Genomic DNA, 22,467 nt, shown 5'->3' on the forward strand with positions numbered 1-22,467 from the left:
TCGACGACTACGAGGCGCTACTGCCCTGGAACATCGCGCTGCCAACCTCGTAGCTCAACCCCTGCACTTGATCTGCGTCGATGAACAGGACGCGGTTTATTGACCGCATACACTACAACGCACTCGCTCCCGCCGGCCTGAAGGCGCTCGGCACTGTCTATGGCTACGTGGCGCAGAGTGCGCTTTCACCTGTGCTTGTCGATCTCGTGTACTTGCGCGTCTCGCAGATCAACAACTGTGCTTTCTGTCTGGACATGCACACGCGAGATCTTCTGAAGAAGGGGCAGGCCATCGAGAAGCTCGCGCTTGTGCAGGCCTGGCGGGAGGCGGGCGAACTCTTCGATCCGCGCGAGCGCGCCGCTCTGGCCTGGGCCGAGTCGGTGACGCGTGTGGCCGAGACCGGCGTTCCGGACGCGCACTACGAAGCAGCGCGGCACGTCTTCGAGGAGCGCGAACTGGTGGACCTCACGATCGCAATCGGACTGATGAACACCTACAACCGCATGGCCATCAGTTTCCGGAACATCCCTCAGGCTGCCCTGCAGAAGTAGGGCGGACCGCGGCAAGTGCTTCGCCGTATCGGCGAATGCCGTCACTCTTCTTTCTCAACCACTCCAGGCAAGCTCATTCAATGGCAAGAGTTCTCGTTCTCTATCACAGCTTCTACGGACACATCGAGGCCATGGCAGGAGCCGTGGCGCGCGGGGCACGCAGCGTGCCGGGCAGCGTCGTGGACCTGAAGAGGGTCCCTGAGACGGTGCCCCCCGACGTGTTCCTTGGGGCTGGCGGCAAGGTCGACCAACCGGCGCAGCTTGCGAAGCCGGAGGAACTCGCGAACTACGATGCGATCGTCTTCGGTTCGCCCACCCGGTTCGGCAATGTCAGCGCACAGATGCGCGCCTTCATCGACCAGACCGGGCCGCTGTGGATGAAGGGCGAACTGGTCGGAAAGGTTGGATCGGTGTTCACCTCCACCGCCACCCAGCACGGCGGCCAGGAGAGCACCATCCTCACCTTCCTGCCGACGCTGTTGCATCACGGGATGGTCGTGGTCGGACTGCCCTACGCCGAAGCCCGTCAGATGGGAATCGACGAGATCAAGGGCGGCAGCCCGTATGGCGCCGCCACCATCGCCGGCGGTAAAGGCGAGCGCATGCCCAGTGAGCAGGAGCTGGGCATGGCCGAGTTCCAAGGCAGGCACGTCGCGTCCATTGCGTCCAAGCTCTTCGGCTAGAAGAGCCCGGTGCGATAGGGCAGGGCGCGCGCCGTGGGCGTGCCATTTCTTCATCCGGAACTCCCGCTCGTACGAGCAGCCCTGTGACAGGCCGGGCAGTCGCCCAGCGTTCCCGAGCGCTCCTGCCGGAGTCGCGCTACCGTCCTTGCTCACGCGCGCGAGCGCGTCCACGGCCGGTCACGAATGCAGCACGACCTTGCACGACAAGCTCGCACGGCAGCAGCCTTTGGGCTTCGTCGACTTCGCTGGCGTGATGGGCGCCCCAATCCATCAGCGAGCAGAGGATGGGCAACAGGCTCTCGCCCAGCGGGGTTAACCGGTACTCGACCCCCTGCAAGTCCGACGCGACAGGCTGCTTGCTCACCAGTCCGTGTTCCTCAAGCGCGCGCAGTTGATCGATCAGCACCTTCTGCGACAGGCCGGCAATCCGATTGTCCAGTTCGCAGGTGCGTTGGGGACCCTCTCCCAGGGCAAGCAGGAGAACGGCCTTCCACCGCCCGGAAATCATTCCCAGCGCCCGTTCAACCGGCAAGCCTGGAAGTCGTTTGATGAGCTTCATGTTCAACCACTGACCAATGTGTGTGTAGATACGACGCCTTGCGACAAATAACCTTCAGTCTCGAAATCAACTGAAGGAAGACTGTGGCAGACCTGTTTGAACCCCTGTCGCTCGGCGGCACTGTGTCACTGAACAATCGGATTGTGATGGCGCCCATGACCCGCACGCGCACATCCGAGGGCGACGTCCCCAATGCACTCATGGCTACGTACTACGGGCAGCGTGCGAGTGCGGGCCTGATCGTGACTGAGGCGGTTGATGTCGCGCCGTCCAGCAAGGGATATGCGTGGACGCCTGGCATCTATTCGGAGGCCCAACGAAGAAACTGGCGCCTCGTGACTGACGAGATCCACCGAAAGGGGGGCGCGGTTTTCATGCAGCTATGGCACGTCGGCAGAATGGCGCATCCCTCGATCATGCCCAACGGCGAGATGCCCTGGGGCGTGACGGAACAGAGGGCCGAGCATTCTGACGTGTTCGTCCATGATGCGAACGGCAAACTGGGCTACATCCGCGCAGGAACGCCGAGACGGCTCGCGACGAATGAGGTGTCCGCCCTGGTTCGGACGTTCGCCCAGGTATTCGTCGATGCGAGAGAGACCGGCTTCGATGGCGTGGAGCTGCACGCTGCCAATGGCTACCTGTTCGAGCAGTTCATGAACCCGGTGCTCAACACGCGCAAGGACCGCTACGGCGGCGGCAGCCTCCAGGATCGCACCCGCTTCCTGATGGAAGTGGTGGACGCGGCGGTGCACGAACTGGGCCCCGGGCGCGTTGGTGTCCGGCTGTCTCCATTCGGCCTTTTCAACTCGATGCCGGCGGATCCGGACGTCGAGGGCACCTTGCTGTACCTCGCCGAGGAGCTGGGGCGCCGAGGCGTCGCTTATCTGCACCTGATCTACGAACTCATGCCGACGGGCAACATGGAGACCGCCGAATTCAAGGCGCGCTACATCGATCATGGCTTGCTGGCGAAGGTTCGCGCCACTTTCCCGGGAGCGATCATCTGGTGCGGAGGCTTCAAGAGCCGTGAGGGTGCCGAGGCAGCACTAGAGACCGGGCTGGTGGATCTGATCGCGTTCGGCAGGCCCTACATCGGGAACCCGGACCTGGCAGAGCGGCTCAGGCACGGATGGCCGCTGGTCGAAGCGGACCGGTCGACCTACTACACCCGCCGAGGACCGCTTGGATTCACGGACTTTTCAAGCTTCGGCGGGTCCCAGGCTGCAGTTCTCTGAAGCGTTCGCGTGCCGGACTGAGTCAGAGGCAGGGATCGGAGCTGGCGGCGTGCATTTCGCTGCATCGGCTGTCGCAGGAGCAAGCGCGCTGGGACAAGGAGTTCCAATGCGTTTGCGCGATGGAGACTTGGCACGTTGGCAATGGCCAACATGTAGGAACGCGGAGCGCCGCTCTCTACCTCTGCAAGGGAACCTACTCGACGCGAGGCACCGACAACGGGGCAAGGCGCTGGCAATGGCTGCAGAGCGATACCTTGCGGTCATTCGCATACGCGGGATTGGACGACTGCTATCGCTGCTGCGAAGCAGCGAGCCGACCGAGCCGAAGGCGAGACCGCAGCTTTATCCAAGGATCTCCGTCTGATGGTTCCGGCGATCTGCCTACGATCGCTTGGAATGGCCAAGCAAGCCCTTTGCGGCTTCTATCCGCAAAGCCATAGGCACCGATTCGTCGTTCATGACGCCTCTTAGGAAGCGCTCTGCGTCGGCGCCCCCTTGTTCGGAGGTGGCCACTTTCGGCAAGCCGGACAGCTTCAAGTCAGCTGGCACTTCCTCTATGACGCTAAGCTGGCTTAACGCTGCTTCGAAGGCAACTTGCCGGATGGGCTCGAGCGCGCGCAGAAGCGTTGCCTGGCCTTCGCCGGTGGGAGGAAGGTCCAGCCACGGCGTATCGGCAAACACTGAAGCCAAGTCGGGGGCGACGAATGCCGACCAGCGATCCGGGCTGGTCTCTAAGGGCGGCGCGGACGGGAGTTGCGCCGCGTCGGCGATCAGACGTACGTGGGTCGATCCTACGTGCGGCAGATACCGCGCACGCAGGCCCTGCAGGAAAAGCTCGCCAGCACTCGGCGAAGTCGGCGATGCAAGGGAGAACCACAGCTGCAGTGCGTCGACTCCCGAGACCGCGATGGCCGGGGGAGGAAAACCGAGGTCCGATTGGACGCCCGTCCAGACCGAGGAAAGCTGGGCCCATCCCGCGGGGGGCCTCAGCTCCAGCACCAAGGCTCGAACGCCCTGGGCGGCCGCTGGGGCAGCGCCGTGCGCGGCGCTCGCACCCAGTCCGTACAGGCGATCGAGTTCGAACTGCAATGGGTTCATGCCGACATGCTAGTCGACCAGCCTCGCCCGATGTTCGGGAGTGCCCGGCTTCCGGCGCCTTAGGCTGGGACAGAGCAGCTCCAGCCTGCCTGGCAATGCCCTGGCCGCCTCTGATGCACTGCGTGGACAGTGCTCAGCTCTGTGTTCGTGCGGGGATGCGGTAGGGTTAGGGCATGAACTCAGCGGCATCCGAGCCCATTCTTGTCGTCAAAGACTTGTGCTTCGCCTATCCAGGTCACCCGCCGCTCCTATCCGGATGGAGCGCGTCCATCGGGGCCGGACTCACCCAACTGTACGGCGACGACGGCAGCGGAAAATCGACGATTCTCCGATTGCTGGCGGGCAGGCTGGCTGCAAAGGGCGAGCTGACTCTTGCACGCGCTGGCAGCAACCGAGACCTCAAGTCCTATCAGCGAAGCGTGTTCTTCGTGGACCCGGCGACTGACGAGTTCGACGAGGTCACCGCGACTGACTGCACTTCAATGCTCCGGGCCAGCGATGCCGGCTTCGATGAAGTCCGGTGGGGAAGCTGTGTTGCGGGATTATCTTTGGCCCCGCATCTTGCCAAGCCGATGTACATGCTCTCGACCGGTTCGAAGCGCAAGGTTTGGCTCGCGGCTGCGCTCGCTTCGGGACGCGCATTGACCTTGCTTGATGAGCCCACAGCCGGGCTTGACAACGCGTCTATCCGCTTCCTGTGGCGTGCGCTTGCCGACGTGGCTGGGTCTTCCAACCGTGCCATCGTGGTGGCAAGCGCAGCCCAGTTGGACGCAGTTCCGCTTTCAGCTTTGATTGAACTTCCGTTACTTGCATCATGACCTTAGGTCTGTACTCGCGACTGAATGCGGGCCAAGACCGGACCTCGCGGTGCGCAAGGGTCGACCACTGCTAGACTTCGACGCATGCCACTTCGCACGTTGATTCCGGTGATTATTCGAATTCCCCGCTGACCGGGCACGTGCGCGTCGTCCCGGTCAGCCGGGTCGACGCTTCGGGCAACTTCTTCTCCCGTCTTCGATCCACGCGCGTCCTCATCGCTAGCCTCAGCAGGGCTAGCCATCGCCGACGACCAGGATCGAAGTCATGAATTCTCCCAACCTCACCCCACGAACTGCGCCCACCCTCGAGCAGGTTTATCTAGTTGAGCGCGATGCTGGCTTGCTTTGCCGCATCCTCGGCCTCTATGCCGCCCGCGGCGTTGACGTACTCCACGTCGACTACGCCTACGCTGCGCAACAGTTCATGAGGCTGCAGGTGTCCGTGGCAGGCACCTTCGAAGAGACCGAGGAGGTTGTGCGAGTGCTCGTCGACAAGGCCTCAACATTCGTCGGAGTGCTCGCTGCGTCCGACCAACCCGCGGCGCAGAGGCGGGCGGCGTAGAGAGCTCCAGCCAATTTCGGTTGATGGTTGACCGCGGCACTTGGGCTAGAAAGACCGATTTCGCGAGCGCGCAACTTCCGCACCGGGCCCCCATTGCGGAAGTAGCAGCCTAAGGACAGCAGACGTTCGAGACCGACAGCTCCCGCGCCTAGTGCAGACCTACCAGCAAGCGGCACAGTGGTTGTTGCTAGTACGCCAGCCACCCTGCTCGACGACCTACCATCCTGTGACTCCAGGAGGTCTCCCGAATGTTTTTCTTGCTCCTTCGTCTAGCCTTGAACCCGGCCTGGCTGGTTGCTTTCGCGTTGTCGGCCTCCGCCGCCACGCCCAGCCCAGCCGACATCGACAAACTATTCGCTGCCTGGGACAAGCCCGATTCCCCCGACTTGGCCCTTGCGGTCATGAAGGAGGGCAAGATCGTCTACAGCCGCGGCTATGGCCAAGCCAGCCTCGAATACAGCATCCCCATCAAACCGAACACCGTATTCCACGCGGCCATCTCTGTCCAAGCAGTTCACTGGCTACGCTATCCAGCTGCTGGCACAGGAAGGCAAGCTGTCACTGGACGACCCGGTGAAGAAGTACGTACCGGAGCTTCAGTTGGAGGGCGCGCCCATCACCATCCGGCATCTTCTGCATCACACCAGCGGTCTGCGCGACCAGTGGGATTTGCTGACTCTGGCCGGCCTACGGCTAGACGACACCATCACAGAGGGCGACATTCTGGGCCTTGTGTTTCAGCAGAAGTGACTGAACTTCGAGCCGGGAGCAGAGCATCTCTACAGCAACACGGGCTACACGCTTCTCGGACTCATCGTGCGGCGAGTTAGCGGACTGAGCCTGGCCGCCTTCGCGCAGGAACGAATTTTCGCGCCGCTGGGCATGAAGAGCACGCGCTTCCAAGAAAACTACGGAACGGTCGTGAGGAGTCGTGCGCATTCATATGCACGTGGTCGCGATGGCAAATGGCAGTACGTGGCTCTTTCGTACTCCCAGGGATTCGCCATACGCGGTGCGGTGCTTGGCGACATTCGCACACTGGTCAGACTTCCGAACGCTCTACTACTACCTCACTGATCTGCACCACGGGTTGAATATCCGTGTAGTTGGCGATGTCGCTCCTGATCTCCTGCTGGTGCCGGCCGGAGGCTGCCCGGTAAGCTTCGACAGAAGTGCAGACGAATTCGCACTTGGCGACGTAAGCAGGGTCAGTGCCCGGAGCACGCCCTGAGATGCCCTTGTCCACCGTGTAGTACAGACATGCAGCGCCGAGCAGCCGCTTCATCATTGGCATATGCCTCTCGCGGTAGTAAGCATGATCGAATCGAGCGCCTGCGGCGTACGGGTACATGACACTGGCTTTGATCATCGAGATTTCTCCTGTTGTTGCACGGTAGTCAATACGCCGACGACTCGGTCAGAAGCAGCCTCAGTCGGGAATCGTGCGCTCGCCTCTTCCAAGGGCATGCGCAGCCCGTTCGTAAGGTAGCTGACGGTGCGATAGAAGCCAGCCAGCATCAGCAGTTCAATGATGGCTTCTTCGGCAAAGTACTTTCGCAACTCGTTCCACAGTCCACCGTCGATGTCGGAGTGCTCGTGCAGAGAGTCACACAGGCGCAGAAGGACCTGTTCCTCGGCTGACCAGCAGGCTTCGTTCGCCGAACCCGTGACGGTCGCCTGAACCTGCTCCGGCGTCAGGCCGCCAAGCCTTGAGAAGGCCGTGACGTGGATGCCCCATTCATATTCGGATTTGCACAACGCCGTTATGCGATGAATCACGATTTCGCGCTGTCGGATGCTCAAGTTGCCTTTGTCCAGCAACCCGCCCGCAAAGAACTTTTGAAATAGACGAGGGTCGCGTGCCAACGTCGTGAACAGCCGAAAGGGGGGCTGTCCCTTCATCAGCCTGTCGAGTGGCCTGGAAATGTCTTCACCAAATGGTGGAGTTGCTGGCTCGATGCGTGCGGGCATAAAGATTCATGATTCAAGGGCCGCGCTATCGTAGGCTCCTTGCTGTATAAAGTAAAGCATGACGGCACCTCGTATCGGCCAACCAGTTCGCGGTTCCACCACCGGCCGCCCCATCATGGTCGCTCTGGACCTGCTGGGACGGCGCACGGCGCTGCGCGTGCTCTGGGAACTTCGGGGGGACCCGCTGACCTTCAGGGCCCTGCAAGACGCTTGCGAGACGAACGCCAGATTGCTCAACACGCGGCTCACTGAACTGAGGGAAGCCGACCTTGTCGAACATGCCGAGGGTGGCTATCGACTAACGGACGAAGGCCGACGACTTGCGAAGGCGCTGAAGCCGTTGTCAGCTTGGGCGGACCAGTGGGGGCATCGAAAGCGATGAGAAGGTGACTCGCACCATACGCGTTGGCGCGTCGCGCCATGGAGAGCCCACGGTGCCGACCGCTAAAACGTCCGCTGAACGTTGACGTGCAGTCGTCCGTGCTTGCCTTCCTCGACGACCGCTTGCGCTGCGAAGCCGTCGGCTACTCTGGCAAGAACGCTCCCAATGCCTGGAGTGCCGGCTCCTGCCCAAAGCGGATACATGAACGTCCCACCGACCTAGGCCGCTTCCACGAGTTGCGCGATCAGTTCGATCTCCACGCAGGCGCCCAGCGGAAGCTGCGCCACGCCTACTGCGCTACGGGCGTGAGCGCCCTTGTCGCCGAACACTTCAGCGAACAGCTGGCTAGCTCCGTTCGTGACCAGGTGCTGCTCGGTGAAGTCTCCGGCCGACGCCACGAAGCTCGTGAGCTTCACGATTCGCATGATCTTGTTCAGATCGCCTGTCGCGGCATGGAGGGTCGAGAGTAGTTCGGTGGCCGTCGCACGCGCGGCTTCAATGCCCTGCGCAGTGCTCAAACCGTCACCAAGCCGACCAGCCAAGACTTGGCCGTTTAACCGCGCAAGGTGGCCGGACAGATAGAGCATCTGCCCCGCGCGCACAAAAGGAAGATACGCCGCGGCCGGCGCGCTCGGCGTGGGTAATTCGATTCCCAAGGCCTCGAGGCGTTGGTATGCATCTGAGCCCCGACCCGCATCGCCAGAAAACGCCGGCCCGTTCGGCTTCATGCGCATGCCCTGGCCCAAATGGCGCCACGGCAGTTGCGACGGATCGGCGACAAAGGGACCGGGCGAACGCACGACGAGAATCTCCTCGGCGATCGGCGCAAAGTCGGCGCGAAAATGCACCGAACTCTTGTTCACGAGGATCTTCATGTCCTCGGGTGCGATGCCGACGGTGCGGTACATGTTCCTGTCGAGCATCTGCGCCTTGCTCGAACTCACCGCGACGCGCACGCCGTCGATGCGCAGGCAGGCCATGGGGCCCAGGTCGGCCTGCTTGCCGTTCATCATCGGACCGCCGTAGACGAACTTGCCATCCGCGAGTGCTTCGACCCGGCAGGCGGCGCGAAGGGGCTCGTCGCCCGGCACCTGCGGGCAACCGCCCAGCGCGATGTCGATCGTCGCGCCGACGCCGGCTGCATGGGCGGCAGCCGCGGTGACCGGGTCGCAGATGAGCCCGATCGCCGCGTCCTTCACGCCGTACTTCAGCAGCGTCCGCAACACGCCCGTGGTGTTCGAATCGCCACCGACGCCGGGATTGTCCTGCGTGTCCGCAAGGATCACCGGGCGGGTCGCCGTCTCCGCGATGCGCATGGCGCGCCGCACCGCAGCCTCCGGCTCTTGGAATTGCACCGCCCATTTCTCTTCGGGAACGCACACGCCCGCGAAGAGCGCGTCGACCGCTTGCTCGATGCGCGCCTGGTCAAAGCCGTAGCCCCAGACCACGGGGCCACATTCCGGAAAGTCGGCCGCCGGAAACCCGGGCGCGAAGGACAGCGAGAGCACGCCCTGGGCCTCGAGTTCCTCCAACAGGTCGTAGACGCCGCGTGCGGGTTGCAGCATCGTCGACATGCTGTTGACCGGAATGAGGAAAGGCACGCGCCGCACGACTTGGCAGGCAGGCTTGTCAGCCCCCATCAGCGCCAGCAGGATCTCGCCCGCGCGGCGGCCGGTGTCGGCCATGTCGATGTGGGGATAGGTCCGGTAGGCCACCAGGCCGTCCGACAGCGCGAGCATCCGGGTCGTGACGTTGGCGTGCGAATCCAGCGAAGCCACGATCTTCACCGCGGGTCCCACGACGGCGCGGATGCGGGCCAGCAGTTCGCCTTCCCCGTCGTCGAGATGCTGCGTGACCATGGCCCCGTGCAGGTCCAGGTAGATGGCATCGTAGGACGCGGTCTTCACCGTCGCGAGGATCTCCCCCGCGATACGCTCGTAGGCATCGGTCGTGACATGGGCGGAGGCCCCCGCGCCGGCCCAGATCACGGGCGTCACACTGTGGCCGTTCGCCCGCACGTGGTGGATGAATCCGCTAATCGGAACATTGACGTCGAGCAGTTCGAAGACCCGTTCGCCGCGCACCATGCCGGGGAAGTCTTCGCCGCGCACGAAGCTTTCGTAGCTGGCAACAGTGGGTGCAAAGGTGTTGGTTTCGTGCTGGAAACCGGCGACGAGGATGTTCATGTAGGACCTTTCTTCCATCAGGTTTCAGCGGCTCATTCGGCAGCCAGCTTGATCGAGCGCGCCATCTTCTGGAACTTCGCCGTCTCGTCGGCGTAGAACTTCGCAGAGGCTTCAAGTGATTGCGGCTTCATCGGCTGCACGCCGGACTGCTCGAGTGCCTTGATCATCTCGGGCGACTGGATCGCCTTCTGCGACGCTTCCAGCAGCACCTTCTGGCGGTCGACCGGAATGCCGCTCTTGGTCATGACGGCCAGCCAGACCGAATGCACGAGCTCTGCCTTCTGCGGGATCGCCGATTCGGAGATCGCGGCAGCGTCGGGCAGCGTGGGCATGCGCTGCGTGTCGAGCACGTTGATGGCCTTGAGCTTGTGGCTTTCGAGCAGCTGGGTCGAGGCGCCGAGATTCGGCAGGATCGTGATGTCGATCTGCTGGCCGACCAGGTCCTGCAGCATCGGCGTGGCACCCTTGTAGGGCACGTGCAACAGCTTGGCGCCCGTGGTCTGCGCCATGTATTCGGAGACGATGTGGTACATCGAACCGTAGCCCGGGCTGCCGAAGGTGAGGCTCTTGCTGCCGGGCTTCCTGCCGTCTGCGATCAGTTGCTCGAGCGAGTTGAACGGCAGGTCGTTGCGGGCCATCACCACCAGCGGATGCGTGGAGATCGGCGCCAGGAGCGCAAACTCCTCGGCCTTGTACTTAGCCGACGCGTTGGCCAGCGGCGCGAGGATCGCCTCGTTGGGCGAGCCCATGATCAGCGTGTAGCCGTCGGCCGGACGGCTGAGCAACCGCTGCGCCGCCAGTGCGCCGCCCGCGCCCGGCAGGTTCTCGATGATGAAGGGCTGACCCAGCAGTCGGCTCATCGTGGGTTGCATCGCGCGGGCCAGCACGTCGGCCGGACCGCCGGGCGGGAACGCCACAAGCATGGTCAGCGGCTTCGAGGGAAACGCTTCCGCTGCGAGGGCCGGCGCCTGGGCGCCGATGGAAAGCACTGCGATGGTGGCCATCAGGCAGGCGGCGGACTTCTTGAGGTATCGCATGAAAGCTCCTTGTCTTGAGGGTACGGGTGGTCGCGAATAGGTGGGTGAAGCGGATTGTTTGAGCTAGCATTCGTTCGAGCAACAGCAATTTTTTGACCACTTCGTTGCTCCTTGGGCAACGGACGGGGGCGCGCCATGCGAGAAATCAATCAGAAACGCCTGAAGTACTTCCGAGAGGTGCTGGTCAGCGGGTCGATCCGCGGCGCCGCCGATGCGCTGAACACCGCGCCGTCGGTGATCACGCGACAGGTGGCGCTGCTGGAGGAGGAACTCGGCCTGGTGCTGTTCGAGCGCCAGTCGCGCGGGGTGGTCGCGACCGATGCAGCCCTGCACGTGCTCGACTACTGGAAGGCGTGCCAGGCGCACCAGGAACAACTGGGGGAGCGACTGCGCGCCATCGAGTCGATGGACGCCGGCAGCGTGCGGATCGTGGCAAGCGAAGGCTTCATCGGCGGCCTGCTCGACCAGGTGGTCGCGCCCTTCTGCGCAGCGCATCCCAAGCTCTCGGTGACGGTCGATGCCATGCCTGTCGGCGAACTTGTCGGCCAGGTCATGGAGGACGAGGCGCACATCGGCATCGCGTACAACCCGCCGTCCGATCCGAAACTGCGGGTCGTCGCCAGTGCCGCCGCACCGACGAAGCTGCTGGTCCGTGCAGGTCATCCGCTGACGAAGCTCAAGGGTCCGCTGCAGCTGCGGCAGGTCCTGGACTATCCCCTCGCGCTCATGCCTCCCGACTACGGCGTCGGTCGCCTTGTGGAGCTACTTGCGTACGCGGAGCACGTCACGCTGCATGCGGCCTTCCGCAGCAACTCCGTGATGGCTCTCAAGCGCTTCGTTCGCTCGACCCAGGGCGTGTCCTTCGTGGGCGCAGGCATGGCCTCGGCGCCCGAGATCGAGGCCGGCCAGCTCGTGACGCTCGACCTGTCGCACAAGCTGTGCAAGACCGCGCAGGTCCGCCTGCTGATGCGCGAAGGTCGACCGCTTTCGGTCGCGGCCGGTCATCTGCTCGCGCAGATCCGCCAGACGTTCACCGTGTTCGACCCAGCTGAGGCGGGTGCCTCTTCATCGAAAAGCTGACTCCCGAAGAAGCCTTTCCGGGTTCAGATTCACCGATGACGGCTTCGACCATCCAGACGAGAGTGCTTGCCTTGGACGCACCCGCTCAAGCCACCTAGACCAGGAACACGGCGATGCTGGAGATCCAGAAGAGCGTCCACGGAGACACGGGCGACTTGCCCAGTATGGGGAGCCGGCCATCGATGACGATAGAGGGCAAGGTGTTCAGTCTCCGGAGATCAATTTCAAGCCGACGACGCCGGCCAGGATGAGCCCGATGCAAAGGATCCTCAGCGGCGCCGCGGAGTCACCCAAAACCAGGATTCCCAGGATTGCCGTGCCGGCCGCTCCAATGCCTGTCCAGACTGCATAGCCCGTCCCCATGGGCAACGTGCGCAAGGCAGTTGAAAGGAGGACAACACTCGTCAGGCCGAATGCCACCGTGCCCAGCGCGGGGATCAAGCGTGTAAAACCTTCGGACGACTTCATCGCAAAGGCGAATGCGATTTCGAGGAAGCCGGCGACAGTCAGGAATATCCATGCCATGGCTGACAGGTCCAATCATTGGTTCGTTAGGATGAACGCAAGCGCCCTTTGACGGGCTCGCCATCTGCGGCGCTTGCGGCAGCCGGGTTCAGGCCTTTGCAGCGGCAGCCGGGGTCGAGCGGAACGCAATGCCGAAGCGGTTGAAGGCGTTCATGAGCCCGATGGCGTAGGTGAGATCGGCAAGTTCCTTGTCGTTGAACGCGGAAGCCGCAGATTCATAGGCGGCATCGGGAACTCCGCTTTCGGCGACCCTTGTGACGCTTTCCGCCCATGCCAGGGCGGCACGCTCGCGGGCAGTGAACACCGGGCCAGCGTCATGCCAGACCGGTACCAACACGAGCTTGTCGACACTCAAGCCGCCCCTGAGTAGATCGCGCGAGTGCATGTCGATGCAGAAGGCGCAGCCATTGATCTGGGAGACTCGCAGGTAGACGATGTCTACAAGTTCCTTGGGCAGGCCGCTTTTCAAGACGGTGAGATAGACGCCGCCGAAGGCCTTGTAGCCGTCAGGGGACGCCGCGGCGTAGTCGATGCGATTGCTCATGATCATCCTTGCTTGTTTGGTGAAGAGAGGACGTCATGATGCGTATTCTTGGATCTATTAAGAAGAGCCAAGAATGGTCGTTGTTACTGATCCATGATCACGGCCTGGCCAGACCATTATCGCCGTCACATTAGGCCAAGGATTTGCCTCGCTAGTCGCTCGGCAATGGAGCGCGATTCGATGTTCGTGAAACTGAGCAGCACGGCGGATGAGCCGTCCGCGTTCATCGTCCAGTCCGACAAGGCTTCCCCGTAAAGGCCGGCTTGCTTCATGCGCGCGACGAGTTTCTTGTCCGAGCGCGTCGCCTTGAGGCGCAGGATCAGGTGCATGCCGCCGGGCTGCGAGTCGATTCGCACATGCTTGCCCAGCACAGCCTCCAGGCCCGCTACCGCTTCTGTCCGGCGCTGGGCGTAGAGCTTGCGCATGCGTTGGATGTGTCGGGCGAAGTGGCCCTCGGTGATGAAGGCCGTGACGATGCATTGCGTCAACTGGGGGCTGCCCCCCGCGAAGGCCTGGCTGATCTGTTCAAAACGATCGACCAGGGCTTCAGGAACCACAAGATAGGCCAGTCGGATGCTCGGGAAGAGAACCTTGCTGAAGGTGCCTGCGTACAGCACGCGTCCCTCACGATCCAGGCTCTTCAGCGCAGGCAGCGGCCGGCTGGCATACCGGTACTCTCCGTCGTAGTCATCCTCGATGACCCAGGCCTTGTGCTGCGCCGCCCAGTTCAACAGGGTCAAGCGACGGGACAAGGAAAGGGACACGCCCAGCGGACTCTGATGCGCCGGAGTGACGACCGCGGCACGTGCGCGAGGTGCCAGTCGAATGCCTTCGAGGACGTCGATCCCCTCCTGGTCCACGGGCACTGCCACACCGTCGATGTTCATGTGGGTCAACATCTCCCGCGTCGGGGGATAGCCTGGATTCTCGAGCCAGACGCGGTCTCCTTCCTTGAGAAGTGCGCGCCCGATCAGCCCGATGGTGTGGCGATAACCGGAGGTCACAAAGATCTGTGAAGGAGCGCAGTTCAGGCCGCGAGAGATGTTCAAGTAGGAGGCTATCTCCGCGCGAAGTGCCTGCAGGCCGTAGACCGAGGGATGCGCCATGTCGACGGGCTGCATGGCGCGGACGCAGCGAGCGCCAAGACGCGCCCAGATCTTTCGAGGAAATGCGTCCAGCGCCGGCAAGCCCATTTGAAAGGGCAAGGTCGTATCCGGCCGAAAACTGGGCGGGGCCTCATGGTCTTCCGCGCGCGGCGGCGGATTTGCAAGCGAAGCCCCGGGCTTGAGGCCAGGCGTCACGATGGTTCCTGCCTGCCCGCGCGCCTGAATGTAGCCTTCGGCAGCAAGCAGCGAGTAGGCCGCTTCGATCGTGCCTCTCGCCAAGCCCAGTTCCTTCATCAATGCGCGCGCCGAAGGGATCCGGTCGCCGGGCTTGAGCGTGCCGCTGGCTATGGCGCTGCGAAACCGGTCGTAGATCTGCCTGTAGAAGGGCTCTGCGGCGCTGCGGTCCAAGGGCGAGAGATTGCTGGATTCGATCACAGTCATGCTTGCGTCCCCTCGAAGATCATGGATCACCCAAAAGTCTATTTCATGGATCTTCTGCCAATACCATGGGTTTCCTAGACTGGTTGCACCACATGAAACCGGAACTGGATCAACCATGAATATCCTGCACCTGAGCTGCAGCCCGCGCGGGCAGGCAGCGGAGAGCTATCGACTCGCTCGAACGATCGTTGACTGCCTACTGAAGGACGTGCCCGAGGCCATCGTCGTGGATCGGTCGCTTGGCGAGGGCGGCATCTCGCATGTAGATGGGAACTATGCGATGGCGCAGCACGACGCAGCGGCGCAGATCAACCAGGAGGGTACTGTGTCCAGATCCGAAGTCCTGATCCGCGAGTTGGAAGTTTCGGACGTCCTTGTCATCGGCACGCCCATGCACAACCTCAGCGTCCCCTCAGCCTTGAAGGCTTGGATTGATCACGTTGTTCGCGCCCGTCGCACTTTCAACGTGACATCGTCAGGCAAGGTGGGACTTCTGTCAGATCGGCCCGTCTTCATCGCCATTGCTTCGGGTGGCGTTTTCTCGGGAGAGCGGGCCAGGCAACCGGACTTCCTGACGCCCTATCTGAAGGTCGTCTTCGGCTCGATTGGGCTGAGAGACCTGCGCTTCTTCTCAGTAGAAGGAACCGGCCACGGTCCTGAGGCTGTGAACGAGGCGCGGGCCAGGGCGGAGCGAGCCCTGCAGGAGCATTTCAGCTCGGCCGAGTTCGGCACGCGATCGCGATGCGCACACTGATCGGCGAAGGTCACGGTGGTACCTTGAGAAATAGATCCAATAATTGGATGGTTGGATGGTTGGATGGTTGGGTGTTTGGGTGTAGTCGCGCAGGTATCAAGCGCCTTGCCAACATCGGTACTCGATTGAGGTGTACGGGCAGGGTCTCGTCAGGGGCTGGGGATTGGCTCTTCGGCGTGCTGACGCTCGCCGCCTTCGTCGCCGTCGTCATGCTGCAGATCGGGCATGGCCTCATGGCCGACAAGAAGACGCGATCCCATTTGAGCGGCAGGAAATGGCGCGGTGGAACCGAGTACAAGGCCTCACTCGCGCGGGCATCGATCCATTGCCGCTCGGCGACGGCACCGGCTCAGAGCTGCTTTCAACGGCTGCTTTCGGAGGCGAGGTCGGCAAACTTAAAGTCTGCAACGGGCTGCGCCCTTCCTGAAAGCGGTCCTCGAAACCAGTGTCAGCTTCGCAGCTGCGGATTCAACCGGTCGATGCAACACACTGATCCTGCCTTAGGCAGAAGGAGTGTTGCAGATGAAGTATCGGATCCGGACCTACTACACGGACAGCCAGAAGGCGCTTATGTGGGAGCGCTGGAAAGCAGGCGACAGCCTTCAACAGATAGCGCAGTTGTTCGATCGATCGCATTCGTCGGTCGAAGGGATTCTGTCCCGAACAGGCGGCATACCGCCGCCAAAACGGTGCCGGTCTTGCTTGGCGCTGACTTTGTGCGAGCGCGAGGAGATCTCACGTGCTGTCGTGGCCGGCTTCTCGATTCGAGCGATCGCCAGCATCCTCGGGCGAGCGCCATCGACTGTTAGCCGGGAGATCAAGCGCAACGGTGGTCGCGAGGGCTACCGGGCTGCTCAGGCCGACCAAGCGGCGTGGGACCGCGGCCACCGTCCCAAGAGATGCAAACTGTCAAGGAACAGAGCCTTGGCGCGCATCGTGGCTGCCAAGCTCCAATCGCTGTGGGCGCCCGAGCAGATCGCGGGGTGGCTCAGGCATAGTTATGCTGGCGACGAGGACTTCCAGGTGTCACACGAGACCATCTATCGCAGCCTCTTCATCCAAGCTCGAGGCGCATTGAAGAAGGAGTTGCTGCAGCACCTGCGGCGCACGCGGGTCATGCGCCGTTCGCGCCATCACACGCAGAAGACCGACAATCACGGAAGAATTCTCGACACGGTGTCCATCAGCGAGCGCCCGGCCACGGTGGAAGATCGGGCAGTGCCTGGTCATTGGGAAGGCGACCTGCTGTTCGGAGGCACGAGCAGTCAGATTGCCACCCTGGTCGAGCGTCAAACACGCTACGTGATGCTGGTGAAACTCGGGGGCACCGATACCGAGACCGTCGTCAATGCGCTGATCAAAAACGCTCGCAAGCTCCCGCAGGAGCTATACAAGTCGCTGACCTGGGATCGAGGCAAGGAGATGGCGGCTCACAAGCGCTTCACCCTGGCGACCGACATCCAGGTCTACTTCTGCGACCCGCACAATCCTTGGCAGCGCGGAACCAACGAAAACACGAACGGCTTGCTCAGGCAGTACTTCCCTAAAGGGATCGATCTCTCGAGCCATTCACAGGCCAAGCTGAATGCCGTTGCAAGACAATTGAACGAGCGACCAAGGAAGACCCTCGACTTCCACACGCCGGCTGAGATGTTCAGCCAGATCGTTGCATCGACCGGTTGAATCCGCAAGCCCAAACCTGCCGTCGCGACCGCGCTGACGTTCAAACAATATCGCGAGCCCATAGACAGACGTCTCCGGCCGAATCAATGCCGCCACGCGTTCGTCGCGAGCGATCCAGGCGGCGACGACATCATCGCTTCAGGCGTGGTTGCCCAGCCCCTCTCAGGCATCGTGACGACCAAGGCGCCCTACGACGGCGCACCAGGCAACTCGGGAGGTAGCGCCTGCGGGGCCTTTCGGGTTTCAGGTCTCGCGATGGCGAATTCTCGCTCGGCTTCGCGATAGAGATTGTGTTCGATCGAGCCGACCAAAAAGTCGGCACTCCTCTGTCCGGACTGCCAGTTCAAGCGCAGTGTCGCATCGGGATAGCGGGTCGGCCGCAGGTGGTCCTCGAGGCGGCGGGTCAGCGCCTCAGGTTCTTCATCACGATGGAGTTCGCAAACGGCGCCTGAGAATAGGATCTGAAGCGGAGCTTTCGATTGCGCGATCGACTGAGAAATGTGCTCGTCTAGGCGAGTCCTGATCAACCGCTGCAACCGGGTGAGAAGGCCTATCATGGACGCTTCCGAACCTTCCGCCACGACGTAGAACTCGTCGCCCCCAGGATACTTGCGGTAGAGCCTGCTCGGCAGCAGCGCATTGTCCACCAGGTGGCGCTTGTAGAGGCCTTCGTTCTTGCGCATGCTCTCTTCTAGGGACTGCGCCAAGTATCGCAATATCTTGTCGACGGTGCTGTAGCCCAGTTCATCGTTGAGGCGGCCGAAGTCTACCAAGTCGATCAGCGCGACCTGTCGTGGCGTGTCGATGGACGCCTTCGCCGAGTACTGGATGATGTCGTTCTTCCATCTGGCCTCGTTAGGAATGCCCGTGACGACATCGAGGAACCTGAACTGCCTAGCATCGTGCAAATGGCGCTGGAGCGTGCCGATGGTCTGGTCGCGGTAGTCGATCTGCGCTTCGGACTCGCGGCGATCATGGGCCATTTGCGCCTCGAGTTCAGTTGCCTTCTTCTGCTTCAGCTCGATTGCGCGGTTGAGCACGATGACGCTCGCCGTCGCCGCGGCCGCGAGCAGGAATATCTGCCAGATCGTAACGTTGACGGTGACGCACAGGGCTCTGTGAACGGCCGCCACCGCATCGAAGTTGCTGGGGTCGATAATCTGTTGTGCAACGAGATTTCCGAAGATTCCAACGGCGAAAGTCCATAAGCCGCCGATGAAAAGCAGCAATGAACGAGTCTTGATCATTGAACGTGTCTCGGAATGTGGCAGATGACCCAAGAATATATCGAAGCCCTTCCCTGGCCGTCGGTGTCCGCGACTCGGGTCGGCACCAAGACATCAGCGGGACGGGGCTGATTCCGAACGGGGAATACGCGCGACTTCCGCTCCTGCTTCTTGCCGCGCGCCAGCGGAAGGATGCCGCTGATGTCGTTGACGCCGACATCCAGGCGCCCGCCGACCACGTCCGTGGCCAGGGGCGCGCCGCCCTTGTGGGGCACTGGGATCGACCTCCAGCTGTCGAAGCACTTCCCAGGTAGATTTCTCCCGCGCTAAGGTTGTCAGTGGAATTGCAGGACGACGAGTTCTCGAGGGGGAGCACGTGTGCCCGCGTCCTGACGGTTGTACCTTCAGTGCCATCGGTTGCCATCTGTTCACTGAGAGCCAGGGGCAGCGCGCACCGCGGAGGTCAGTGGGCATCTTCCCCAACGACGCCTCGATCACGCGCCTGGTTGGCGCCATGATGCTCGAGCAGAACGACGAGTGGTCGCTCAACCGTACGCGCGGTGATCCCGTCTTGACATAGGTCTTGCACCTGATCCGCGGATAGCAACGTTCCACGCGCGTTTGGTGCATATCAGGCACCACAGTGAGCCCGTTCGCAGGCCTACCGCCTCCTGCTCCTCCTACCTACGATGAGTGTCAGTCGGCCTTCTGCCGTGATCGGTGCCGGACAACCTTGGGTGTTGAACGGCAATTTGCTGCCAGTCGCCTGGCTGGTCTTGGTCCGGGTAATCGGGCCGTCCTTTTGGAGAGTTTCGCCATGTTTTCCGTAGCTGACACCTTGCATCCCAGTAGCCAGAGATCCAACGACCTGGTTCCGTCCCGATACGCGCTTCGGGTTGGAGAGATTGATGCGCTGGTGGTCAGCGATGGGGTGCTGCCGCTCCCAACCTCGACGATGGCCACCAATGCCGACCCGGCCGATCTGGCGAACTGGCTGGACCACATGTTCATGCCGCCGGACAAGTTTGACTGGCCGCTGAACGTGATGGTCGCCCGCAGCGGTGACCAGACCATCCTCATCGACGCTGGGCTGGGCGGGCAGTTCTCGGGGTTTCCGCGCGCCGGGCAGTTTCCCCAGCGCTTGGCCGCGGCCGGCATCGAACTCGAGTCCGTGACCGACGTGATCATTACCCACATGCACATGGACCACGTGGGCGGGCTGCTCGTCCCCGGGATCAAGGAGCGACTGAGTCCGGACGTGCGTATCCATGTTGCTGCGGCCGAAGTCGAGTTCTGGATCTCGCCCGATTTCTCCCAAACGGTCATGCCGAAGCCGGTGCCGGGCGTGCTCCGCTCGACCGCCACGAGCTTCTACAACGAGTACCGCGACAGGCTGCGGATTTTTGAGGACAAGCATGAGGTTGCGCCAGGTGTAGTCGTCCGTCTCACCGGCGGCCACACCCCAGGGCACAGCGTGGTCGATTTGGTGTCGGGCGGTGAACGACTGATGTTCGCCGGCGACGCCATGTTCCCGGTCGCATTCGACCACCCCGACTGGCACAACGGTTTCGAGCATGACCCCGAGGAATCTGCCCGCGTTCGTGTCGGTCTGTTCCGCGAACTGGCGCAAACCCGCGGGCTGCTGGTGGCTGCTCACCTGCCGTTCCCATCCGTAGGCCGGGTGGCGCTCGACGGCGACATCTTTCGCTGGGTACCGGTCATCTGGGATTACTGACCGCGCGCGGGCGTGTCAAAGTCGCCCGATTGATGGGGCTTGGGGCACTACGGTTCCCACTGCTTGGCGAGTCCCGAGCGAGGGGGGTACTCAGCGCCCCTCTTGTTTCGGCATGCGCATGAACATATACTTTCCGTTATTGGAAAGTATTGATGACTCATGGACCTCACGCTGCACTATCACCCGCTCTCGTCCTACTGCCACAAGGTGCTCATCGCGATCGACGTGTTGGGCATTGAGGTCAAGAAGCGGCTGCTCAACCTGGGCGACCCCGAAGAGCGGGCGTCGCACCTCGCCCTGTGGCCCACAGGCAAGATGCCGCTCTTGGTGGACGGGCATCGGCCCGTGCCCGAATCGAGCATCATGATCGAGTATCTCCAGCGTCACGCAAAGTCAGACCGCACGCTCATCCCGGATGCTCCGGACGCCGCGCTTGAGGTGCGCTTGTGGGACCGTCTTTTCGACCTGCACGTGATGACGCCGATGCAGGCGCTGACCGCTGACCTTCTGCGGCCGGAAGGTCAGCATGACGCACACGGGGTGGCCAAAGCACGAGAAGGCTTGTCATCGACCTACGCGTTCATCGACCGACACCTTGAAGGGCGGACCTGGGTGGCTGGCGAGGCGTTCAGCATGGCTGACTGCGCCGCGGCGCCGGCCCTGTTCTATGCGGTGACATACGTGCCGCTGTCACCGCAGCATGTCCACCTGGCCGCCTACTTCGAGCGGTTGATGGATCATCCATCGGTGGCGTCCACCATTGATCACGCGCGGCCCTACTTCAAGTTCTATCCAGGGCGTAGCGGCCTTTCTCGGCGCTTCTTCGATCCGGCGACGGCCTGAGATGCAAGCAATCGCCGATCCCGCACGGCTCGATCGCATGTTCTTTGCTCTGGCCGACGCGTATCGCCGTGGCATGCTTGATCGCCTGAGCCGAGGGCCAGCATCGGTGTCCGAACTGGCCGAACCGCTTGGCATTGCGCTGCCTTCGGCAGTCAAGCACCTGGCCGTGCTTGAGGAAGGTGGATTCGTCGCCTCCCAGAAACATGGCCGCGTGCGCACCTATACGGCCGAGCCCAAGGCGCTCGATGCAATGGGAGCATGGGTCGCCAGGCGAAAGGCGCTGCTCAATGCGCAGTTCGACCAGTTGGATGCCTACCTCGCCGAGCAGAAAGGCAAGGCCGCGTCATGAAGGACATCCCCAGCACGCACACCGACTTCATCATCGAACGCGAGTTCGACGCCACGCCCGAGGCGGTATTCCAGGCCTGGGCCGACCCGCAGGCAAAGCGCCGCTGGTCCGACTGCCACGCCGAGCACACAACCGGGTACCGTCTGGACTTCCGCCCGTTCGGGCATGAGACGCATCAAGTCGTCTATCCCGACGGACGCGTTCAGCAGATCGAGAAAGTGTTCTTCGACATCGAATCTGCACGGCGCATCGTCTTCGCCTACGGCATCCAGCTCGACTCACGCCGCCTATCGGTTTCACTCGTGACGGTCGAATTCTTTGCCCACAAGCACGGAACTCGCATGGTCTACACCGAGCAGCTCGCGTACCTCGACGGACATGAAGATCGCGCGCAGCGAATACGAGGAACGGAAGAAAGCCTAGACCGGCTCAGGCTGGAGATAACGCGGCCCCCAAGGTCGCCAGCCGGACCGTAGGCAAGCGCGCAGGGGACCGACAGTTCTTCGTGGCATGTCGCGTCCCGGGCGCCGGCCGACAAAATTGACAACGCTTGACATGTTCTGACGTGCAGAAGGCGCGGCACAGGTCGATGATCGCGCCAGACGCACAGACCAAAGCGACCTCATGACACCTTCGCGCGAGCAGATCGCGGATTTGCCGGCGGGCGGCCTGCCCCCGCCGGTCACAGCCTATGTCGCAGCCACCAATGCCTTCGATGCCGACGCGTTGGTGGCCTGCTTTGCACCCGGGGCGCTGGTCAACGACCAGTTGCGCGACTTTCTGGGGACGAATGCGATCCGAGGATGGGCCGAGCGCGAGATCGTCGGCGGCAAAATGACCATGCAGGTCGTTAACGCTGCTGAGCACTTCGGCGAGGTGATCCTCACTGCCAACGTGGATGGCGAATTCGACAAGGCTGGGCTGCCGGGCGTGCTGACCCTGACCTTCCACTTTTCGATGCACTCAGACAAGATCGTCCGCTTGTTCATACTCAACAAGCGGCCGGTCGACTCGCCGCCGGAGATTCGAACTCTTCAAAGTGCGGTCCTCACGCGTCGGCCGCCGGACGCAGCGCCGCAGGCATGAGCGTTAGCTT

The 22,467-nt window shown here is 62.4% G+C and carries 24 protein-coding genes and 2 pseudogenes; 16 read left to right on the plus strand and 10 right to left on the minus strand.

Annotation, left to right across the window (positions count from 1 at the left end):
* The first annotated feature begins 80 nt into the window (after nucleotides 1–80).
* Both QTI24_RS20435 and wrbA read left to right on the plus strand, forming a co-directional pair.
* Nucleotides 81–551, plus strand: a complete 471-nt coding sequence (locus tag QTI24_RS20435; protein ID WP_286602972.1) for a carboxymuconolactone decarboxylase family protein — start codon at nucleotides 81–83, stop codon at nucleotides 549–551.
* An 80-nt stretch (nucleotides 552–631) separates the two neighbouring features.
* Entirely contained in the window at nucleotides 632–1,234 is a 603-nt protein-coding gene (gene wrbA, locus QTI24_RS20440; protein ID WP_286602973.1) for an NAD(P)H:quinone oxidoreductase, read from the plus strand.
* Nucleotides 1,235–1,370: 136 nt separating this feature from the next.
* Here wrbA and QTI24_RS20445 read toward each other — a convergent pair whose 3' ends face one another.
* The gene (locus tag QTI24_RS20445; RefSeq protein WP_286602974.1) at nucleotides 1,371–1,793 is read right to left on the minus strand and encodes a winged helix-turn-helix transcriptional regulator; all 423 of its coding nucleotides are present in this window, start codon (nucleotides 1,791–1,793) and stop codon (nucleotides 1,371–1,373) included.
* An 83-nt stretch (nucleotides 1,794–1,876) separates the two neighbouring features.
* On the opposite strand from QTI24_RS20445, the gene QTI24_RS20450 reads away from it, so the two are divergent.
* Nucleotides 1,877–3,031, plus strand: coding sequence for an alkene reductase (locus tag QTI24_RS20450; RefSeq protein WP_286602976.1), 1,155 nt, complete (start codon nucleotides 1,877–1,879; stop codon nucleotides 3,029–3,031).
* A gap of 381 nt (nucleotides 3,032–3,412) precedes the next feature.
* On the opposite strand, the gene QTI24_RS20455 is transcribed toward QTI24_RS20450, so the two are convergent.
* Nucleotides 3,413–4,129 carry a hypothetical protein gene (locus QTI24_RS20455; protein ID WP_286602978.1) on the minus strand — a complete coding sequence of 239 codons (717 nt, stop codon included), beginning with the start codon at nucleotides 4,127–4,129 and terminating at the stop codon, nucleotides 3,413–3,415.
* Between the two features lie 173 nt (nucleotides 4,130–4,302).
* Here QTI24_RS20455 and QTI24_RS20460 point away from each other — a divergent pair, with 173 nt between their 5' ends.
* The 3 genes and pseudogenes from QTI24_RS20460 (at nucleotide 4,303) to QTI24_RS20470 (ending at nucleotide 6,586) form a co-directional block, all read left to right on the plus strand.
* The gene (locus tag QTI24_RS20460) at nucleotides 4,303–4,947 is read left to right on the plus strand and encodes an ABC transporter ATP-binding protein (protein ID WP_286602980.1); all 645 of its coding nucleotides are present in this window, start codon (nucleotides 4,303–4,305) and stop codon (nucleotides 4,945–4,947) included.
* A 265-nt stretch (nucleotides 4,948–5,212) separates the two neighbouring features.
* Nucleotides 5,213–5,509, plus strand: coding sequence for a hypothetical protein (locus QTI24_RS20465; protein ID WP_286602981.1), 297 nt, complete (start codon nucleotides 5,213–5,215; stop codon nucleotides 5,507–5,509).
* Between the two features lie 435 nt (nucleotides 5,510–5,944).
* Nucleotides 5,945–6,586, plus strand: a pseudogene (locus tag QTI24_RS20470) (serine hydrolase domain-containing protein).
* Here QTI24_RS20470 and QTI24_RS20475 read toward each other — a convergent pair.
* Both QTI24_RS20475 and QTI24_RS20480 read right to left on the minus strand, forming a co-directional pair.
* Nucleotides 6,552–6,878, minus strand: coding sequence for an EthD family reductase (locus tag QTI24_RS20475; protein WP_286602982.1), 327 nt, complete (start codon nucleotides 6,876–6,878; stop codon nucleotides 6,552–6,554). The pseudogene QTI24_RS20470 and the gene QTI24_RS20475 overlap by 35 nt on opposite strands.
* A complete protein-coding gene (locus QTI24_RS20480) occupies nucleotides 6,875–7,480 on the minus strand; it encodes a carboxymuconolactone decarboxylase family protein (protein WP_286602984.1) in 606 nt (201 codons plus the stop codon). Before QTI24_RS20480 ends, QTI24_RS20475 begins: the two co-directional genes overlap by 4 nt.
* A gap of 58 nt (nucleotides 7,481–7,538) precedes the next feature.
* Between QTI24_RS20480 and QTI24_RS20485 the strand changes: the two genes are divergently transcribed.
* Nucleotides 7,539–7,862, plus strand: coding sequence for a winged helix-turn-helix transcriptional regulator (locus QTI24_RS20485; protein ID WP_286602986.1), 324 nt, complete (start codon nucleotides 7,539–7,541; stop codon nucleotides 7,860–7,862).
* 218 nt (nucleotides 7,863–8,080) lie between these two features.
* Here the strand turns inward: QTI24_RS20485 and QTI24_RS20490 are convergent, their stop codons facing one another.
* Together QTI24_RS20490 and QTI24_RS20495 are read right to left on the minus strand one after the other, a co-directional pair.
* On the minus strand, nucleotides 8,081–10,048 hold the full coding sequence (locus tag QTI24_RS20490) for an Atu1372/SO_1960 family protein (RefSeq protein WP_286602987.1): 1,968 nt from the start codon (nucleotides 10,046–10,048) through the stop codon (nucleotides 8,081–8,083).
* A 32-nt stretch (nucleotides 10,049–10,080) separates the two neighbouring features.
* Nucleotides 10,081–11,085 (minus strand): tripartite tricarboxylate transporter substrate binding protein, encoded by a 1,005-nt coding sequence (locus tag QTI24_RS20495; RefSeq protein WP_286602988.1) that lies wholly within the window; start codon nucleotides 11,083–11,085, stop codon nucleotides 10,081–10,083.
* A gap of 135 nt (nucleotides 11,086–11,220) precedes the next feature.
* On the opposite strand from QTI24_RS20495, the gene QTI24_RS20500 reads away from it, so the two are divergent.
* Complete coding sequence (locus QTI24_RS20500; RefSeq protein WP_286602989.1) at nucleotides 11,221–12,165, plus strand: LysR substrate-binding domain-containing protein; 945 nt, start codon at nucleotides 11,221–11,223, stop codon at nucleotides 12,163–12,165.
* A 204-nt stretch (nucleotides 12,166–12,369) separates the two neighbouring features.
* Here QTI24_RS20500 and QTI24_RS20505 read toward each other — a convergent pair whose 3' ends face one another.
* From QTI24_RS20505 to pdxR, 3 genes are all read right to left on the minus strand, one after another.
* Nucleotides 12,370–12,690 carry a DMT family transporter gene (locus QTI24_RS20505; protein WP_286603234.1) on the minus strand — a complete coding sequence of 107 codons (321 nt, stop codon included), beginning with the start codon at nucleotides 12,688–12,690 and terminating at the stop codon, nucleotides 12,370–12,372.
* An 88-nt stretch (nucleotides 12,691–12,778) separates the two neighbouring features.
* Nucleotides 12,779–13,234 (minus strand): carboxymuconolactone decarboxylase family protein, encoded by a 456-nt coding sequence (locus QTI24_RS20510; protein ID WP_286602990.1) that lies wholly within the window; start codon nucleotides 13,232–13,234, stop codon nucleotides 12,779–12,781.
* A gap of 125 nt (nucleotides 13,235–13,359) precedes the next feature.
* Nucleotides 13,360–14,781, minus strand: coding sequence for a MocR-like pyridoxine biosynthesis transcription factor PdxR (gene pdxR / locus QTI24_RS20515; RefSeq protein ID WP_286603235.1), 1,422 nt, complete (start codon nucleotides 14,779–14,781; stop codon nucleotides 13,360–13,362).
* Between the two features lie 115 nt (nucleotides 14,782–14,896).
* On the opposite strand from pdxR, the gene QTI24_RS20520 reads away from it, so the two are divergent.
* Together QTI24_RS20520 and QTI24_RS20525 are read left to right on the plus strand one after the other, a co-directional pair.
* Nucleotides 14,897–15,535, plus strand: coding sequence for an FMN-dependent NADH-azoreductase (locus tag QTI24_RS20520; protein ID WP_286602992.1), 639 nt, complete (start codon nucleotides 14,897–14,899; stop codon nucleotides 15,533–15,535).
* Nucleotides 15,536–16,057: 522 nt separating this feature from the next.
* Complete coding sequence (locus QTI24_RS20525; RefSeq protein WP_286602993.1) at nucleotides 16,058–17,218, plus strand: IS30 family transposase; 1,161 nt, start codon at nucleotides 16,058–16,060, stop codon at nucleotides 17,216–17,218.
* 188 nt (nucleotides 17,219–17,406) lie between these two features.
* Here QTI24_RS20525 and QTI24_RS20530 read toward each other — a convergent pair whose 3' ends face one another.
* Nucleotides 17,407–18,465 (minus strand): diguanylate cyclase domain-containing protein, encoded by a 1,059-nt coding sequence (locus tag QTI24_RS20530; protein WP_286602994.1) that lies wholly within the window; start codon nucleotides 18,463–18,465, stop codon nucleotides 17,407–17,409.
* 445 nt (nucleotides 18,466–18,910) lie between these two features.
* Here QTI24_RS20530 and QTI24_RS20535 point away from each other — a divergent pair.
* The 6 genes and pseudogenes from QTI24_RS20535 to QTI24_RS20560 form a co-directional block, all read left to right on the plus strand.
* Nucleotides 18,911–18,997 (plus strand): annotated as a pseudogene (locus QTI24_RS20535) (transposase); the annotation flags it as partial.
* A gap of 264 nt (nucleotides 18,998–19,261) precedes the next feature.
* On the plus strand, nucleotides 19,262–20,179 hold the full coding sequence (locus tag QTI24_RS20540; protein ID WP_286603236.1) for an MBL fold metallo-hydrolase: 918 nt from the start codon (nucleotides 19,262–19,264) through the stop codon (nucleotides 20,177–20,179).
* Between the two features lie 159 nt (nucleotides 20,180–20,338).
* Nucleotides 20,339–21,022, plus strand: a complete 684-nt coding sequence (locus QTI24_RS20545; RefSeq protein ID WP_286602995.1) for a glutathione S-transferase family protein — start codon at nucleotides 20,339–20,341, stop codon at nucleotides 21,020–21,022.
* 1 nt (nucleotide 21,023) lies between these two features.
* Nucleotides 21,024–21,371: an ArsR/SmtB family transcription factor gene (locus QTI24_RS20550; RefSeq protein WP_286602996.1), complete on the plus strand. Its 348-nt coding sequence runs from the start codon at nucleotides 21,024–21,026 to the stop codon at nucleotides 21,369–21,371.
* Nucleotides 21,368–21,847, plus strand: a complete 480-nt coding sequence (locus tag QTI24_RS20555; RefSeq protein WP_286602998.1) for an SRPBCC domain-containing protein — start codon at nucleotides 21,368–21,370, stop codon at nucleotides 21,845–21,847. Before QTI24_RS20550 ends, QTI24_RS20555 begins: the two co-directional genes overlap by 4 nt.
* Nucleotides 21,848–21,995: 148 nt before the next feature.
* Entirely contained in the window at nucleotides 21,996–22,457 is a 462-nt protein-coding gene (locus tag QTI24_RS20560) for a nuclear transport factor 2 family protein (RefSeq protein ID WP_286603000.1), read from the plus strand.
* Nucleotides 22,458–22,467: the final 10 nt, after the last annotated feature.

Origin of the sequence: Variovorax sp. J22P240 (genome assembly GCF_030316855.1) — a bacterium.
Taxonomy (GTDB): domain Bacteria; phylum Pseudomonadota; class Gammaproteobacteria; order Burkholderiales; family Burkholderiaceae_C; genus Variovorax.

Bases quoted from the DNA above. Each gene is read 5' to 3' on its own strand.
- QTI24_RS20550 (WP_286602996.1), top strand. From the start codon at position 21,024: ATGCAAGCAATCGCCGATCCCGCACGGCTCGATCGCATGTTCTTTGCT.
- QTI24_RS20490 (WP_286602987.1), bottom strand. From the start codon at position 10,048: ATGAACATCCTCGTCGCCGGTTTCCAGCACGAAACCAACACCTTTGCA.
- QTI24_RS20480 (WP_286602984.1), bottom strand. From the start codon at position 7,480: ATGCCCGCACGCATCGAGCCAGCAACTCCACCATTTGGTGAAGACATT.
- QTI24_RS20530 (WP_286602994.1), bottom strand. From the start codon at position 18,465: ATGATCAAGACTCGTTCATTGCTGCTTTTCATCGGCGGCTTATGGACT.
- QTI24_RS20455 (WP_286602978.1), bottom strand. From the start codon at position 4,129: ATGAACCCATTGCAGTTCGAACTCGATCGCCTGTACGGACTGGGTGCG.
- QTI24_RS20560 (WP_286603000.1), top strand. From the start codon at position 21,996: ATGACACCTTCGCGCGAGCAGATCGCGGATTTGCCGGCGGGCGGCCTG.
- QTI24_RS20540 (WP_286603236.1), top strand. From the start codon at position 19,262: ATGTTTTCCGTAGCTGACACCTTGCATCCCAGTAGCCAGAGATCCAAC.
- QTI24_RS20545 (WP_286602995.1), top strand. From the start codon at position 20,339: ATGGACCTCACGCTGCACTATCACCCGCTCTCGTCCTACTGCCACAAG.
- QTI24_RS20465 (WP_286602981.1), top strand. From the start codon at position 5,213: ATGAATTCTCCCAACCTCACCCCACGAACTGCGCCCACCCTCGAGCAG.
- QTI24_RS20520 (WP_286602992.1), top strand. From the start codon at position 14,897: ATGAATATCCTGCACCTGAGCTGCAGCCCGCGCGGGCAGGCAGCGGAG.
- QTI24_RS20435 (WP_286602972.1), top strand. From the start codon at position 81: ATGAACAGGACGCGGTTTATTGACCGCATACACTACAACGCACTCGCT.
- QTI24_RS20555 (WP_286602998.1), top strand. From the start codon at position 21,368: ATGAAGGACATCCCCAGCACGCACACCGACTTCATCATCGAACGCGAG.
- QTI24_RS20485 (WP_286602986.1), top strand. From the start codon at position 7,539: ATGACGGCACCTCGTATCGGCCAACCAGTTCGCGGTTCCACCACCGGC.
- wrbA (WP_286602973.1), top strand. From the start codon at position 632: ATGGCAAGAGTTCTCGTTCTCTATCACAGCTTCTACGGACACATCGAG.
- QTI24_RS20445 (WP_286602974.1), bottom strand. From the start codon at position 1,793: ATGAAGCTCATCAAACGACTTCCAGGCTTGCCGGTTGAACGGGCGCTG.
- QTI24_RS20460 (WP_286602980.1), top strand. From the start codon at position 4,303: ATGAACTCAGCGGCATCCGAGCCCATTCTTGTCGTCAAAGACTTGTGC.
- QTI24_RS20475 (WP_286602982.1), bottom strand. From the start codon at position 6,878: ATGATCAAAGCCAGTGTCATGTACCCGTACGCCGCAGGCGCTCGATTC.
- QTI24_RS20510 (WP_286602990.1), bottom strand. From the start codon at position 13,234: ATGAGCAATCGCATCGACTACGCCGCGGCGTCCCCTGACGGCTACAAG.
- QTI24_RS20525 (WP_286602993.1), top strand. From the start codon at position 16,058: ATGAAGTATCGGATCCGGACCTACTACACGGACAGCCAGAAGGCGCTT.
- QTI24_RS20505 (WP_286603234.1), bottom strand. From the start codon at position 12,690: ATGGCATGGATATTCCTGACTGTCGCCGGCTTCCTCGAAATCGCATTC.
- QTI24_RS20500 (WP_286602989.1), top strand. From the start codon at position 11,221: ATGCGAGAAATCAATCAGAAACGCCTGAAGTACTTCCGAGAGGTGCTG.
- QTI24_RS20495 (WP_286602988.1), bottom strand. From the start codon at position 11,085: ATGCGATACCTCAAGAAGTCCGCCGCCTGCCTGATGGCCACCATCGCA.
- pdxR (WP_286603235.1), bottom strand. From the start codon at position 14,781: ATGACTGTGATCGAATCCAGCAATCTCTCGCCCTTGGACCGCAGCGCC.